Source organism: Amphritea sp. (assembly GCF_016744155.1).
Classification (GTDB): Bacteria; Pseudomonadota; Gammaproteobacteria; order Pseudomonadales; family Balneatricaceae; genus Amphritea.
In genome coordinates this window covers 16,767-30,335 of record NZ_JADGEW010000003.1, presented here as the reverse complement: position 1 = coordinate 30,335, position 13,569 = coordinate 16,767, and the positions used below count along the sequence as shown (strand labels likewise).

At 47.3% G+C, this 13,569-nt stretch carries 18 protein-coding genes; 9 read left to right on the top strand and 9 right to left on the bottom strand.

Annotated features, from left to right (window positions below; genetic code table 11):
• Positions 1–11 precede the first annotated feature (11 nt).
• A complete protein-coding gene (locus QZZ54_RS03820; protein ID WP_290699107.1) occupies positions 12–1,091 on the bottom strand; it encodes a DUF2066 domain-containing protein in 1,080 nt (359 codons plus the stop codon).
• Between the two features lie 173 nt (positions 1,092–1,264).
• On the opposite strand from QZZ54_RS03820, the gene purM reads away from it, so the two are divergent.
• Genes purM through QZZ54_RS03790 form a run of 6 tightly spaced genes read left to right on the top strand, consistent with a single transcriptional unit; the run spans position 1,265 to position 4,848 of the window.
• Positions 1,265–2,323: a phosphoribosylformylglycinamidine cyclo-ligase gene (gene purM, locus QZZ54_RS03815; RefSeq protein ID WP_290699104.1), complete on the top strand. Its 1,059-nt coding sequence runs from the start codon at positions 1,265–1,267 to the stop codon at positions 2,321–2,323.
• A 2-nt stretch (positions 2,324–2,325) separates the two neighbouring features.
• Positions 2,326–2,979 carry a phosphoribosylglycinamide formyltransferase gene (purN, locus tag QZZ54_RS03810; protein WP_290699100.1) on the top strand — a complete coding sequence of 218 codons (654 nt, stop codon included), beginning with the start codon at positions 2,326–2,328 and terminating at the stop codon, positions 2,977–2,979.
• A gap of 3 nt (positions 2,980–2,982) precedes the next feature.
• Complete coding sequence (locus QZZ54_RS03805; RefSeq protein WP_290699098.1) at positions 2,983–3,687, top strand: DUF3108 domain-containing protein; 705 nt, start codon at positions 2,983–2,985, stop codon at positions 3,685–3,687.
• Complete coding sequence (locus QZZ54_RS03800) at positions 3,687–3,953, top strand: YfcL family protein (RefSeq protein ID WP_290699096.1); 267 nt, start codon at positions 3,687–3,689, stop codon at positions 3,951–3,953. Before QZZ54_RS03805 ends, QZZ54_RS03800 begins: the two co-directional genes overlap by 1 nt.
• Positions 3,950–4,345: an immunity 22 family protein gene (locus tag QZZ54_RS03795; RefSeq protein WP_290699095.1), complete on the top strand. Its 396-nt coding sequence runs from the start codon at positions 3,950–3,952 to the stop codon at positions 4,343–4,345. Before QZZ54_RS03800 ends, QZZ54_RS03795 begins: the two co-directional genes overlap by 4 nt.
• A gap of 32 nt (positions 4,346–4,377) precedes the next feature.
• Complete coding sequence (locus QZZ54_RS03790; protein ID WP_290699092.1) at positions 4,378–4,848, top strand: potassium channel family protein; 471 nt, start codon at positions 4,378–4,380, stop codon at positions 4,846–4,848.
• Positions 4,849–4,893: 45 nt separating this feature from the next.
• Here the strand turns inward: QZZ54_RS03790 and QZZ54_RS03785 are convergent, their stop codons facing one another.
• Positions 4,894–5,199, bottom strand: coding sequence for an MGMT family protein (locus tag QZZ54_RS03785; RefSeq protein WP_290699089.1), 306 nt, complete (start codon positions 5,197–5,199; stop codon positions 4,894–4,896).
• 353 nt (positions 5,200–5,552) lie between these two features.
• Here QZZ54_RS03785 and QZZ54_RS03780 point away from each other — a divergent pair, with 353 nt between their 5' ends.
• Both QZZ54_RS03780 and QZZ54_RS03775 read left to right on the top strand, forming a co-directional pair.
• Complete coding sequence (locus QZZ54_RS03780) at positions 5,553–6,212, top strand: DUF3047 domain-containing protein (protein WP_290699086.1); 660 nt, start codon at positions 5,553–5,555, stop codon at positions 6,210–6,212.
• Between the two features lie 139 nt (positions 6,213–6,351).
• Positions 6,352–8,109 carry a DEAD/DEAH box helicase gene (locus QZZ54_RS03775; RefSeq protein ID WP_290699083.1) on the top strand — a complete coding sequence of 586 codons (1,758 nt, stop codon included), beginning with the start codon at positions 6,352–6,354 and terminating at the stop codon, positions 8,107–8,109.
• Between the two features lie 93 nt (positions 8,110–8,202).
• Here QZZ54_RS03775 and QZZ54_RS03770 read toward each other — a convergent pair whose 3' ends face one another.
• Positions 8,203–8,718, bottom strand: coding sequence for a MerR family transcriptional regulator (locus QZZ54_RS03770; protein ID WP_290699080.1), 516 nt, complete (start codon positions 8,716–8,718; stop codon positions 8,203–8,205).
• Positions 8,719–8,911: 193 nt separating this feature from the next.
• On the opposite strand from QZZ54_RS03770, the gene QZZ54_RS03765 reads away from it, so the two are divergent.
• The gene (locus tag QZZ54_RS03765) at positions 8,912–9,505 is read left to right on the top strand and encodes a LysE family translocator (protein ID WP_290699077.1); all 594 of its coding nucleotides are present in this window, start codon (positions 8,912–8,914) and stop codon (positions 9,503–9,505) included.
• On the opposite strand, the gene QZZ54_RS03760 is transcribed toward QZZ54_RS03765, so the two are convergent.
• The 6 genes from QZZ54_RS03760 to sucD all read right to left on the bottom strand — a co-directional run bounded on the left by QZZ54_RS03760 (position 9,467) and on the right by sucD (position 13,567).
• Positions 9,467–10,336 (bottom strand): AraC family transcriptional regulator, encoded by an 870-nt coding sequence (locus QZZ54_RS03760; protein WP_366645016.1) that lies wholly within the window; start codon positions 10,334–10,336, stop codon positions 9,467–9,469. The two genes, QZZ54_RS03765 and QZZ54_RS03760, sit on opposite strands and share 39 nt — an antisense overlap.
• A 54-nt stretch (positions 10,337–10,390) precedes the next feature.
• Positions 10,391–10,885: an MOSC domain-containing protein gene (locus tag QZZ54_RS03755; protein ID WP_290699074.1), complete on the bottom strand. Its 495-nt coding sequence runs from the start codon at positions 10,883–10,885 to the stop codon at positions 10,391–10,393.
• Positions 10,886–10,890: 5 nt separating this feature from the next.
• Complete coding sequence (locus QZZ54_RS03750) at positions 10,891–11,169, bottom strand: HlyU family transcriptional regulator (protein ID WP_290699071.1); 279 nt, start codon at positions 11,167–11,169, stop codon at positions 10,891–10,893.
• A gap of 132 nt (positions 11,170–11,301) precedes the next feature.
• Positions 11,302–11,907: a hypothetical protein gene (locus QZZ54_RS03745; protein ID WP_290699068.1), complete on the bottom strand. Its 606-nt coding sequence runs from the start codon at positions 11,905–11,907 to the stop codon at positions 11,302–11,304.
• Positions 11,904–12,467 (bottom strand): hypothetical protein, encoded by a 564-nt coding sequence (locus QZZ54_RS03740; protein ID WP_290699066.1) that lies wholly within the window; start codon positions 12,465–12,467, stop codon positions 11,904–11,906. Before QZZ54_RS03740 ends, QZZ54_RS03745 begins: the two co-directional genes overlap by 4 nt.
• A 224-nt stretch (positions 12,468–12,691) precedes the next feature.
• On the bottom strand, positions 12,692–13,567 hold the full coding sequence (gene sucD, locus QZZ54_RS03735) for a succinate--CoA ligase subunit alpha (protein ID WP_290699063.1): 876 nt from the start codon (positions 13,565–13,567) through the stop codon (positions 12,692–12,694).
• Positions 13,568–13,569: the final 2 nt, after the last annotated feature.

Sequence of the window (13,569 nt, the reverse complement as noted above, 5' to 3'; positions counted from 1 at the left end):
ATTGACACCCTCTATTCCTGCCAGCGGTAGGTCATAACCGGCTCAACATCATCACCGCCGCCTACTCGGGACATCGGTGACATTCTCGGATTCAGCCGTACAGCCTGCTCCAGCGCCTGGACACCACCTTGAAGCTCCACCCGGAACAGCACCCGATCCGCATCGATAATACTCACCCTGACCGTTTCAACCGGGGGTAACTGATTAAGGTAATCCACCAACTGCAAATAATCGTCAATACCATCTACATTAGCGATTTCAAGTTGCAATCCTGTTTCAACATAGTTAAACCGGGATGAACCCAATGAGGATAAAACAAAGTCAGCAGACTCATTGATCACCTGCTGCAACTGATTGGACAAAGATCCGGAAGGCGATAATGAGCGGGCCTGTCCGTCTTTAAGCAGTAGCCACTCAGTTTGCCAGCCGCCACTACCGCCCTGTACCAGGCGACCAACCAGAATAGCTTCTGGCTTATACCGATCCGACGCTTGCACTATCGACTCTCTAAAAAAGCCCCAAAGATCACTAACATCAAGCGCGCTCTGATCATTTAGATCCAGAAGTGGCACATCCAGTGGAAGTCCACGCGCATTCGCCAGTTGAGCCAGCTCAGCATAGAGCTTACTTTCCGGAGCGACGAAATCCCTGGCAGCATTGCCGCGCTGTGCGGCCAGCCAAACCATTAACATCGGACGCGCATGGCCAATCGCCTTCATAGCTGACCTTTGTAATAACTGATCAATCAACACCGGATCAAACTCAAGCAACAACAACTGACCTAAGACTTCGCGACCATCACCTGCTGCCACAGGTGTTTGAGTTGACTGATAACTGAACTGACTTAACAGCGCAGCTGGCATACGCAACGCTTCAACCACCGCCGCCTTATTGACCACCTGACTACGTCCCGATACCTTTATTAGCACACTTTTTAAACCTTGCTGTAACTGCCCATCAGCCGGTTGAGACAATTGTTCCGGAACCAGCAGTTCCGCAGTGTAGAGCCCTCTGACAGTAGCAGCCTGTGTCAGACTGCATAAGCCTGTTAGAATCAACAACAGCATAGAGGTACAAAGATTACGCATCATGATCGATCTATCATCCTGTTTGCCGTCCAGATTACGATCTGCACGGTCTAAAAAAAAGTATCCTTAAAATCGGCATAAACTTTAACACACAATAGCCGCCTCACCAGCAACCTGATAGAATACGCCTCAAATTTTTCTATCTGTAAATTACCACTGACAGGTCCACACATATTATGTCTTCTACTGACAATAACTCATCTATCAGCTACAAAGACGCCGGCGTCGATATTGACGCAGGAAACGCACTGATTGATCGTATCAAAGGCGTTGCCAAACGTACTGCCCGTCCTGAAGTTATGGGCGGCCTGGGTGGTTTCGGCGCCCTGTGCGAGATACCTGAAGGCTATAAGAAGCCGGTACTGGTTTCTGGCACTGACGGTGTTGGTACCAAACTGCGTCTGGCAATGGACCTGAACAAACATGACACTATCGGTATCGACTTAGTGGCTATGTGTGTGAACGACCTTATTGTTGCCGGAGCTGAGCCACTGTTTTTCCTGGATTATTACGCAACAGGCAAGCTAAACATCGACGTAGCAGCTGACGTTGTGACAGGTATCGGCGCAGGTTGTGAGCTCTCTGGTGCGGCATTAGTAGGCGGCGAAACGGCTGAAATGCCAGGCATGTACGAAGGCGAAGATTACGATTTGGCCGGCTTTTGTGTCGGCGTGGTAGAAAAAGACGACATTATTGACGGCTCTAAAGTGAGCGTTGGCGACAAGCTTATCGGCTTGCCATCGTCTGGCCCTCACTCGAACGGCTACTCACTGATCCGTAAAATCATTGAAGTACGCGACGCTGACCTCAGCGGTACCGTTGACGGCAAGCCGCTGACTGAAGCACTGATGGAACCGACTCGTATCTACGTTAAACCGGTACTTGAACTCATCAAGAAAACCCAGGTAAACGCACTGTCCCACATCACCGGTGGCGGCCTGTTAGAAAACGTTCCCCGTGTTCTGCCACAAAGCGCTAAAGCCGTTATCGACATTAACAGCTGGAAGATGCCAGAGGTGTTCACCTGGATCCAGAAGCTGGGCAATGTTGATTCTCGAGAAATGTATCGCACCCTCAACTGCGGCGTTGGTATGATAATCTGCGTTCCTGCTGAAACAGCTGATCAAGCTCTTCAAATCCTTAAAGATGCCGGCGAAGAACCATTCATTGCGGGCGTTATCGCTGCGGCTGCAGAAGGTGAAGAACAGGTTGAGCTAGTAGGCCTGGAGGCCTGAGAATGGCAGAAAAAAGCATTGTAGTCCTGATATCCGGCAGCGGTTCAAATCTGCAGGCGATCATCGATGCTATCGCGAGCGGCCAGATCAATGGTCGCATCGCTGCAGTACTCAGTAATAAAACCGGCGTCCTGGGTCTGGAACGAGCAGATAAAGCAGGCATTCCTCAGATCGCCATCAGCCATAAAGACTTTGAAGACAGAGAAAGCTTCGATGCTGCCATGATGGAAGCTATCGACGCTCACAGCCCTGATCTGATCGTCCTCGCTGGCTTTATGCGCATACTGACCCCTGAATTCGTACGCCACTACCAGGGTAGGATGTTTAACATCCACCCTTCTCTGCTGCCTAAGTACAAAGGACTGCATACCCATCAACGCGCGCTTGAAGCCGGTGATAAACAGCATGGATGTACCGTTCACTTTGTTACCGAAGAATTGGATGGCGGCCCGCTGGCAATTCAGGCACCGATCGATATTCTGGCAACAGATAACGAAGATAGCCTGCAGCAGCGTATTCATAGCTCTGAACATAAAATCTATCCACTTGCCGTGGAATGGTTTTGCGCAGACCGCCTGAAGCTTCCTGTTTCAGGAGCGGTTCAGCTCGATGGAGATAACCTGCCTCCTGAAGGATATCAGTTCATTCAGGAGTAACCTATGCGATTACGCAGCCTACTTATCTCAACCCTCCTGCTTGTCTCGGCCGTTCCGGGACAAGCAGCCGATCTGCTCAAACCCTACAAGGCTGTCTATAAAGCACAGTGGGATATGGGAATATCCTTTGGCGGAAATGCCATTCGTCAACTACAGCGGGACGGAGATAAGTGGAAATTATCGCTTACCGCTGAAGCGCTGATCGCCAAAGTAAACGAATTTACAGAGTTTTCGATCCAGGACCAGCGCATTCAACCCAACCATTACGAGTATCATCGTAAATTAATTGGTAGCAACAAAGATGCGGTACTTCAATTTAACTGGAGTACTCAAACGGTACTGAATGATATCGCTAATAAGCCCTGGACAATGGATGTTCCAGTCGGAACACAGGACAGCCTAAGCTATCACATGCAGTTACGGCTTGATCTGGCTGCGGGCAAAGAGAAGCTTGTATATAAAGTTGCCGATGGCGGGAAATTAAAGACTTATCCGTTTATACGCCTAGGCACTGAAACCGTGAAGACACCAGTCGGCACATTTGAAGCGATTAAAGTTCAACGGGACCGCGGCGCCAACAGCAAACGAAACACCTATATATGGTGCGCGCCTGAACTGGACTACATGGTCGTCAAACTACAACAGGTTGAGAAAAGCGGTAAAGAATACAGCCTTCTCCTCGATCAACTGGAATTTACGGAACACTGATGACTTCATATCAGCAACAGGCCGACAACCTATACAGCCACCTGATCGACATGGAAAAGGGAGCGGACCCTGAGAAACTGTTTCTTTGTAGCTATCTGCTAGGGCATATTAGCCTGGCCAGTGCCGAAGAAGGCGAGACCACAGAACAGTTCGATCAACAGGTAGAACACAGTCTTGACCAAGCATTTAAAGTCGACAAACTCAGCGAACAGGATATCTGCGATATTCGCTTGCTATGGAAAAACCTAGCCGAGACAAGCACATGAATTTTGAAAAAGAAGGCATCGTTTCGGTCTGGTACTCCACCACCGACTATTCGGCTATCCCTGACAGCTACTTCGAAGAGGATGAACAAGGACTTGACCAATGGGCCAAAAACTATCAGATAAGCAGCTACGACCCTGAAAACATGGAAACCAACGGCTGTGAAACGGGCTGCGCTTCAACTAAAGAGATAGTCGCGCCCTGCTCATGGTCTGGGTCTTATGGTGATTCCGTTATCAAAAAGATCGAAAAGATCGGTGACAAAAAAATCAGCTGGCTAATTCTACTGTTTGATTTTGAATATCGAGCTAAAAAAACCCATATCTTTCAGGATGAACATGTCAAATTTGTTGGCTGCTTCCCTTATGATATCGATGCTGACCAACTAGACTAAGCCCTATTAAACAGGACTATAAAAAGCAGACTATGGTTAAGCGATACGTATACTCCACCGATGAATACAATGTCAGAAACTATGGCACTGTATTTCTCGGCTTTCTTGCTTTTGTTCTGCTCTACAGCCTCATCGCCATTCTTTCATTCCCATTACTTTGGTTTGAGCAGTCCCATCCTGCAGCAAATATTCTGAGCTATAGCGATGCCTTCTGGGCTTTACAGATGAGCGCCAGCACTATCGGCTTTGGCGATTTCTACCCGGTCAGCCAGGGCGGCAGACTGATAGTCGCACTAATGTTTTATATCGGCGTCGGCATCGTTGGCTTCATCGGCGCGCAGATCGCCAGTAAAATGGTGGGATTTGCAGATACCAATGTAAGAAATCGAGAACTACGTCGGCAAAATGAAGAAATATTGCAGCATAACAAGAAGTTAGAACATAAACTCGACCGACTTATTGCGCAATTAGATAACGGAAACATACCCCAAAACGGCAAATAGCAAATTTTTGCCTCATAATTGACCAGCCGGGTAATCGAGCAAGACTTACCAGCGAAACTTAGCCAACCTAATCCGCCCATTCAGCACAACAACCCCATCTTCTTGCAACAGAGCAAGCTGTTTTTGATACCCCTCACTATCTACCGGTAAAGAGATCTTGCCACTCGCATTGACTACCCTGAACCAAGGTAATCGGCTATCCCTGGGAAGCTGGCTCAGACAACGCCCCACCATTCTCGCCCCCCCTGGAATACCCGCTAATTCTGCTATCTGACCATAGGTTGCTACTTTTCCAGACGGTATAGCCCCTACCACCTGCCATATCATTTCATACGCTGGATTCTGTGCCATTCTGTTTTCTCTTAACGCTCTATCTTTGAAGTACCCAAGCACCATCTTCATATACGGAAAGAGGCCTGGATAACCAGGCCTCTTAGTGAGCGAATAAAATAACGATGATAAGCCGCTATAGCAAGGGGAACGCGCTAGCAGCCCTTTCGCCCGCAGTTACAGACCAGCATTAACTGTCATTCTGCAAGCAGATTACCGGGAAGTAACTTACCAACAATGACAGCAGACCAAAACAGAGTTTTGCCAGAAGGGAAAATAGGCGATAAAACTCTGATACACTGATCTTAAACATTCCTTCATTATAGTCGAATTCCAGATCTGTAAAGCTTTATCTAAACTCCAGGGTCACATATATGACAATCTCCCGCTTCGCTCTATTCTCAATTCAGCTGGCATTCCTCGCAATCAGCCTACCAACACAGGCTAAAGCGATCGATCTCCCTAAGTTTAATCCTATGGGCATCAGCCAGTGGCAGAGTGAAATATTTTCCGGAGAGAGCCAGTATTCCATTATTAACGAAGGCAACAAACAAGTTTTAGAAGCCCGATCAGATGGCAGCGCATCCGGACTTTTCTATCAAAAAAAGATCCCAATTAGTAAGCACACTGAACTTAACTGGCGCTGGAAGATAAGCAAAGTCTGGCCTGACGCCCCTGAAACAACGAAAGCGGGCGATGATTACCCGGCCCGGGTCTACATTGTCGTCTCTGACGGCCCTTTCTTTTGGCAAAAGCGCACGCTGGTGTACGTATGGTCTAATAACCAACCGGTTAATACGACCTGGCTTAATGCATATACCGACAGAGCCTACATGTGGGCAGTTAATAGCGGCAGCGACCGTCTTGGCCAGTGGACTGACCACAGCCGAAACATCCAGAATGACCTTAAAGCCGCTTTTGGTGAAATTTACACAGAACTTGAAGCGATCGCTATCATGACAGACAGCGATAATGGCGGCGAAAGCTACCTGAGCTGGTATGACAACCTTAGCCTGACCGAGCAGGAACAATGACCTACAAGAGCCCCGAAGACACTGCTACGAAAAACCACCACTTTCACTAGCAACCTCACCGATAAAAAACGGGCTTTTACGGCACAATGAGCGTATAATTTCGCGTTTTATAATTCTATCCCTTCCGGTACCTTCAAATATGTCAGATACGCCAGTCGCATTTAGCGACCTTGATCTTCCCTCCTCCCTCCTTAAATCCATCACAGAGCTGGGTTATGAAACACCGTCGCCGATTCAGGCCGAGTGTATTCCACTACTGCTGAACGGGCAGGACGTGCTGGGAATGGCTCAAACAGGTACCGGTAAAACAGCTGCATTTGCCCTGCCTCTGCTTAGCCGCATAGACCTGAAAAGCAACAAACCTCAGGTTTTGGTTCTTGCTCCAACACGCGAGCTAGCCGTTCAGGTTGCTGAAGCGTTCCAAGTCTATGCTCGTCATATGCCTGGGTTTCATGTCCTGCCAATCTACGGCGGCCAGAGCTATACCCTACAGTTGAAACAGCTTCGCCGTGGTCCACATGTTGTCGTAGGCACACCTGGTCGCGTAATGGATCACCTTGACCGTGGAACGCTTAAGATAGATGAACTTAAAGCGATGGTGCTAGATGAAGCAGACGAAATGCTTCGCATGGGCTTTATCGATGATGTTGAAACCATCATGGCTAAAACTCCAGCTACACGTCAGACTGCACTGTTCTCTGCGACTATGCCTGAACAGATTCGCCGGATCACAAAGCGTTATATGCGTGAGCCGACAGAAGTTAAGATCGCTTCCAAAACGACAACCATGGAAAATATCGACCAGAAGTGCTGGATCGTATCCGGTACCAACAAGCTTGATGCTCTGGTTCGAATTCTGGAAACTGACGATTTTGGCGGCATTATCATCTTCGCTCGTACTAAAACAGCCACAACCGAACTGGCTGAAAAGCTTGAAGCTCGTGGCTATGCCGCTGCGGCATTAAATGGCGATATGAATCAACAGTTACGGGAACGTACCGTACAACGCCTGAAAGATGCCAAGCTAGACATTCTGGTTGCAACAGATGTTGCTGCCCGAGGCCTTGACGTACAACGAGTTGGCCTAGTTGTAAACTACGACATCCCATACGATACCGAAGCTTATGTACACCGTATTGGCCGTACTGGCCGTGCCGGTCGTGATGGCAAGGCAATCATGTTCGTTGCGCCACGTGAGCGTCGTTTGCTGAAGCAGATTGAGCGCGCTACACGTCAGCCAATCCAGCAGATGGATCTTCCATCTCGCGACCTGGTACAAAATAAGCGCCTGGAGTCTTTCCGCGAACAGGTTAGCAACATTGTTAGCAAAGAAGATATTGCTCCGTACCGTGAATTGGTAGATCAACTAGCTGTTGATACCGAACTAGAAGTACTGGATCTTGCTTCTGCTCTGCTATACATGGCACAGAAAGAGAAGCCTCTTATCCTACCGCCTGAGCCGGAACCTCGCCCTCGTCGTGAACGTGAAGACCGTGATAGCGATCGTGGCGAAAAGCGTGAGCGCATCAACTATGAAGACCTAGATGTCTATCGTCTTGAAGTAGGCCGCAGCGATGGCGTACAGGTTAAGAACATCGTTGGCGCAATTGCTAACGAAGCGGACATCAACAGTCGTCATATCGGTGATATTCGCTTACATGATGACTACAGCACCGTTCAACTACCTAAAGGAATGCCTACCGAGGTTCTGCAGCAGCTGAAAGGCGTATTCATCTGCCGTAAGAAGATCGATATTACCCTGATGGAAGGTGAAATTGCCCGCCCGGCACCTCGCAGCAATAAGCCTCGCGGTGAATACAAAGGCAAAGGTCGTAATGACCGCGGTGGCAATGACCGTGGCGCACCACGTAAGCCGCGTCCACGTCGCGACGACTAACATAGCTTTAGCTGCGACTTCGTCGCTTGCTAGTAGTTAGATAAAAAGAGAGCCTTATGGCTCTCTTTTTTTTGTCTCTGCTAAAGCTAATCCTTAACTTTGTGACCACTCCCTGATCCGTGTAACTTCGCCCGCCTCAATCTGCAGCGATTCCAGGAACTCCTGATGAGCTTTTGGCTCCAGCTTTTCAAACTGGCTGTGCCAGTTATGCATATCACCATCATTTAGCCCCGCCGCTCTCATAATCTCTGTCCAGCGTTCTTTCGTCACCATACTACCCTCCGCAATGTCTGGCTGTTTAATAAACTTAAGAATCGCTAATTGCTGCTGATGTAACCGCTCTATCTCTTCCTGTAAACGCCGGAGCTGTTCCTGCAGAATTTTCTTCTGCTCTCCATCACCCTCGAGCAGGATAGCAACATCCGAGATAGGAACCCCCAACGCCCGATAATCTACAATCAACGCCAGCTTTTCCAGCTCCTTTTGACCATATAGCCGATAGCCATTCCCGCCTCTTGCCGCGGGTTTCAACAAGCCTTCCCGCTCATAATAGAGAACGGTACTGCGAGACAAGTTAAACTTTTTAGCCAGCGCAGAAATAGTCAGCACATCAATACCTCCTTAACGATTCATAGGCAGTATCAGCCCAACACCCGTAGACAGGTCAAGAGACAGAATTAATCTAACCACGAAAAGCCCAGCACTTTCACCTCCCGACACCGATTCTGGATAAACATCAATTTTGTTCAATACCTGGCTCAACTATCACTAGATACTCATCACCTTCCATAAGGAGAATACAATGAGCCTATCTATAATCTTATCTATGTCGACCTTCGCGCTTGCCGCATCCATTTCCCCTGGACCGGTAAACCTAGTATGCCTGAGCAGCGGCACCCGACACTCTATATATAAAGGAATGGTGTTTGTCACAGGCGCCACTTTCGGTTTTATAGCCCTGTTTATCGCTATCGGACTTGGACTTTATACGGCACTTGAAATGATTCCTGCTTTAAATATCTTGCTGCGCTGGGGCGGGGTAATTTTCCTGCTTTACCTGAGCTTTAAACTTGCCGTCTTTGACGGGCAATTGCCAGAAAACCAATCAGATAAGCCCCCCAGTTTTATAACAGGGGCGATGATGCAATGGCTCAACCCTAAAGCCTGGCTGGCATCAGCATCAGGGATAGGCGCATATACCAGCGGTAACGATATGCAGCAGGTTCTAATTTTTTCAGCAATCTACCTGCCTATCTGCTGGCTATCATTAGGCAGCTGGGTCTATGCCGGTGCGTTCTTACGCAGATATATCAACCAGCCAACGATACTTAAAACAATCAACCGGACACTGGCGATATTACTTGTGGGGAGCTGCTTTTACCTTATCACTGAGTAAAGATTGCCTGAACTGGTTTGGCGTAGCAGCTACCACCCGCTTGAAAGTACGCTGAAAGTGCGGCTGATCTGTAAAGCCCGACGTCAATGCGGCATCAGCTATTGACCTCCCCCGTTTTAATTCATGCTGTCCACGTTGGATCCGTCGATTAATCTGATAAGCATGGGGCGTAAGACTGAAATGACGTTTAAATGTTCGGATAAGATGACCGGAACTGTAACCCGAGCGAAGGCACATATCTTCCAGAGAGATCTCCTCTGCCGCATACTCATCGAGGTAATCAGCAAGCTCCCGCAGTACATTCGGTACTGGCTGAGCTGGCTGATTACGCCGACTCGCCAGCACCCTCATCAAACCCGATAAATATTCAATGACAGCAGCTTGCTTATCTTGCAAGTCCATCTGTGAGTTAAGCAGGCAAGATGCCATCTGACAATACTCCAGATAATAACGCCGGTCTGAAACAATTGCTGTGCCAATATCCTCCCACTCAGGCTCATCTAGCAAGCCCAGCTGATATTGCAAAGCCGTTAACCACTCTGCATCAATATAGAGCATAAGATAAGCCCAGGGCTGATTATCAATAGGATTACAAGCGTGGACCCAGTCAGGATTAATCAATACAAGATCACCCGCACTGACCTGACACCGATCATCACGATAACAAAATGTACTCTTACCTTCGGTAATAGCACCGATAGACCACTGAGCGTGGCTATGAGCTGCATAGCATACCTGCCGCCCATCGGTAACCTTGCGTAACTCTACATGCGGCATACGTGAATCTCGCCAAAAGAGAGGCTTAGAGACATCCATAGGATTTTTACTCACTTTAATTTACCCTTACACCATAAATAAGCGATGTAGCCGCATCTAGCAACTCAATTAACTTTCTAACGGTATCAACTGATCTCCAACCTTAAGCGCTCCTGACTCAAGAATCCGTGCACAAAGCCCACCATAACCCAGCATTGCGGCCGCACCACCCTGCCCCAAGGCCTGATCTATACGCACACAAGGGTGACATAAGGCTGTCGCTTCAAACACTGCAGAGCCGATTTTAAACTGCTGATGTCTCAACGCATTGAGATTAATACCGCTGACCACCAAATTACGACGTAACAACAGGGGATCTATTTGCTCAAGACCAGTATAGGTTTCGATAATCCTAATAAACTCGGAGGAGATTAAAGTTACCTGACGGCCAGAGCCCGGCGTTTTACTACAACGGTGATCACCCTCCAACCCAAGACCCGCCAGAGCCTCTGCTGCATCTAAAACCAGTAATTCCTGCTTACGGCCTGGGCGCACACCAATCCACTCCAGCCGTCCCGGCTTAAGGTCTTTGAGATAGCGGGAAAATAGCTGCTTTTGTGTCATAACGACTAAAAGATCCCATCACCCTGCTGATCGATCATCTGCTTTGCTTTACGAATCATTTCCGCCGCACAACTTTCACCAGAAGGAAGCATATCTGCACGAATAAAAGCATGCTGCTGCTCACCCTTGGTGATCAGACCATTTACACGATAGCCCCCATCTTCATGAATAGGCGCAGGCGTTATGGTAAACCCCTGATATTCCTCAGAAGGTAATTTTTCGGGTTCTTTAGGGCTGCCTGGAGCAGATGAAAATATCGATTTAATAGAAGAAAACAGACTCATAACAACTCTCAATAAATATATAATCTTAGACGTATCTGATTCTATCCTGAACTTAGAAAAAAATGTTCATTTTTCTCATGACAAAAAAAGCCACCTATAGAGGTGGCTTTGGCATCTTTAAAATTCACACAATTATTTAGTCGCTTCTTGCTTCCTAATTGCAGCTGCGAAATTGTTACCCAAATCAGTAGAAGCTCGTCTGGCAGACAACCCGAAGTCACTCTTAAATTCGGAAAACTCAGCGGCACCATCACCAGAAACTATTACACTGGCTACATTTTGTCCTTTTGCATCACTCACCGAACAAGATAGATTCACAGTAAACTTTGTTGGAGGCCAGGTAAACATAGATTCCGAGCTGGATGAAGTTGAAATCACCGGAACATAGATCAACTCAATATTATTTGACTCAATAGCCTTCACATCTTCAGTGCTGTTAATTGCATAGACATCATCATAAACAGCACCCAGCACGCTGCGAATAGTTTTTTCTAAATCTCTGTATGGGTAATAACTTACTTTATCACCACCACCACCGGGGGAAACAACCTCTTCCTGCTTTTGAGCATCTGTGATGACATATGCAACAGTCTTAGAAACCTTATCACCGGTAAAATCAGCTTGATCCTCCAGTTGACTGATATTAATTGGGTGAGCACAACCCACAACCAAAGTAGCCAAAGCAGTCATCAAAATCACTTTGATTTTAGAAAGGTAACCCTTAACACGAGTACTCATAACGATAATTCCTTAATAAATTCAGGATCAGAATAAACCTGCTTTAATACAGTACGGACTAAGAATGGATATTCTGTCTGAGCCTTTGGTATTGCAACGGCTCCAGCGAATGAGGACTCAAACTCTGTAGTGGCAACATACTCTTTCTGAAATGTAGGACTTTCTGATTTTAAGATTTCCAGATTAATAACTATCTTGCCTACCCCAGTAGAGAAACTAGATATATCAATATTGTTTTCCACAAGCACGACGCTTATCTGGATATCTGAATCTGCCTGATACACCCCCATCTGTGAAAGATCCTCAATCAAAGCGGACTCGAGATAAGCCGAGAATGTCCCTTGCTCAGCCACTAGAGACATAGCCCTTAGGGGAATTATATTAACCTCATGTTTAGGATTACGCGGCTCAACCTGAGCAACAGAGACATTCACTAGCTTTTTATTCTTCAAACTATCTAAGGCTTGATAGTCAGGTGAATAGGCAGGAGCTTTTAATGCGCCACAGCCTGTCATAAGTAAAACCAATGCCGATATCAGCAACAGCCTAAAACTATTCATTCCCTTTCAACTCCTTGTAATAAAACACTGAAATAAGATTCCATTATTTAACTGAGCAGTGATATTAAAACAGTGGCTGGAATCAAAACAAGGCGTAATATCCAAAAAAATTAAGAAGATACTCATTTTGAAAACAAAAAAACCGCCCGAAGGCGGTTTTTCTAAGTTCTAGCAACTAGCAAGTGACGCAGTCACGCTTAGCCACTAGAGAAATCGCAGAGCGATTATTTCCAGCCAGTAACTTCGCGCAGGCCGTCAGCAATCTGAGCCAGAGAGCGAACAGTCTTAACGCCAGCAGCTTCAAGTGCAGCAAACTTCTCGTCTGCAGTACCCTTACCACCAGAGATGATAGCGCCAGCATGACCCATACGCTTACCTGCAGGTGCAGTTACACCAGCGATGTAAGATACAACAGGCTTAGTTACATTAGCTTTAATGTACTCAGCAGCTTCTTCTTCAGCTGAACCACCGATCTCACCGATCATAACAATCGCTTCAGTCTGTGGATCGTTCTGGAACAGTTCCAGAATATCGATGAAGTTAGAACCAGGAATTGGATCACCACCGATACCTACGCAAGTAGACTGACCGAAACCAGCATCAGTAGTCTGCTTAACAGCTTCATACGTCAACGTACCTGAACGGGAAACAATACCCACTTTACCAGGTAAGTGGATGTGGCCAGGCATGATACCGATCTTACACTCACCCGGAGTGATAACACCCGGACAGTTTGGTCCAATCAGGCGAACGCCCAGGCTGTCACATACAACTTTACACTCAAGCATATCCATTACAGGAATGTGCTCAGTGATACATACGATCAGCTGGATACCACTGTTCGCAGCTTCCAGGATAGAATCCTTACAGAAAGCAGCAGGTACATAGATAACAGATGCTTCAGCGCCCGTTTCAGCAACGGCTTCTGCAACAGTATTAAATACTGGCAGACCCAGATGCTCGGAACCACCTTTACCAGGTGTTACACCGCCAACCATCTTAGTGCCGTATGCAATAGCCTGTTCAGAATGGAAGGTACCCTGACCACCAGTGAAACCCTGACAGATTACTTTGGTGTCTTTATTAATCAGAACGGACATTG

Bases quoted from the DNA above. Each gene is read 5' to 3' on its own strand.
- QZZ54_RS03795 (WP_290699095.1), top strand. From the start codon at position 3,950: ATGAATTTTGAAAAAGAAGGCATCGTTTCGGTCTGGTACTCCACCACC.
- QZZ54_RS03805 (WP_290699098.1), top strand. From the start codon at position 2,983: ATGCGATTACGCAGCCTACTTATCTCAACCCTCCTGCTTGTCTCGGCC.
- QZZ54_RS03745 (WP_290699068.1), bottom strand. From the start codon at position 11,907: ATGAGTACTCGTGTTAAGGGTTACCTTTCTAAAATCAAAGTGATTTTG.
- QZZ54_RS03765 (WP_290699077.1), top strand. From the start codon at position 8,912: ATGAGCCTATCTATAATCTTATCTATGTCGACCTTCGCGCTTGCCGCA.
- QZZ54_RS03755 (WP_290699074.1), bottom strand. From the start codon at position 10,885: ATGACACAAAAGCAGCTATTTTCCCGCTATCTCAAAGACCTTAAGCCG.
- QZZ54_RS03785 (WP_290699089.1), bottom strand. From the start codon at position 5,199: ATGGCACAGAATCCAGCGTATGAAATGATATGGCAGGTGGTAGGGGCT.
- QZZ54_RS03775 (WP_290699083.1), top strand. From the start codon at position 6,352: ATGTCAGATACGCCAGTCGCATTTAGCGACCTTGATCTTCCCTCCTCC.
- QZZ54_RS03740 (WP_290699066.1), bottom strand. From the start codon at position 12,467: ATGAATAGTTTTAGGCTGTTGCTGATATCGGCATTGGTTTTACTTATG.
- purN (WP_290699100.1), top strand. From the start codon at position 2,326: ATGGCAGAAAAAAGCATTGTAGTCCTGATATCCGGCAGCGGTTCAAAT.
- sucD (WP_290699063.1), bottom strand. From the start codon at position 13,567: ATGTCCGTTCTGATTAATAAAGACACCAAAGTAATCTGTCAGGGTTTC.
- purM (WP_290699104.1), top strand. From the start codon at position 1,265: ATGTCTTCTACTGACAATAACTCATCTATCAGCTACAAAGACGCCGGC.
- QZZ54_RS03780 (WP_290699086.1), top strand. From the start codon at position 5,553: ATGACAATCTCCCGCTTCGCTCTATTCTCAATTCAGCTGGCATTCCTC.
- QZZ54_RS03800 (WP_290699096.1), top strand. From the start codon at position 3,687: ATGACTTCATATCAGCAACAGGCCGACAACCTATACAGCCACCTGATC.
- QZZ54_RS03820 (WP_290699107.1), bottom strand. From the start codon at position 1,091: ATGATGCGTAATCTTTGTACCTCTATGCTGTTGTTGATTCTAACAGGC.
- QZZ54_RS03790 (WP_290699092.1), top strand. From the start codon at position 4,378: ATGGTTAAGCGATACGTATACTCCACCGATGAATACAATGTCAGAAAC.
- QZZ54_RS03750 (WP_290699071.1), bottom strand. From the start codon at position 11,169: ATGAGTCTGTTTTCTTCTATTAAATCGATATTTTCATCTGCTCCAGGC.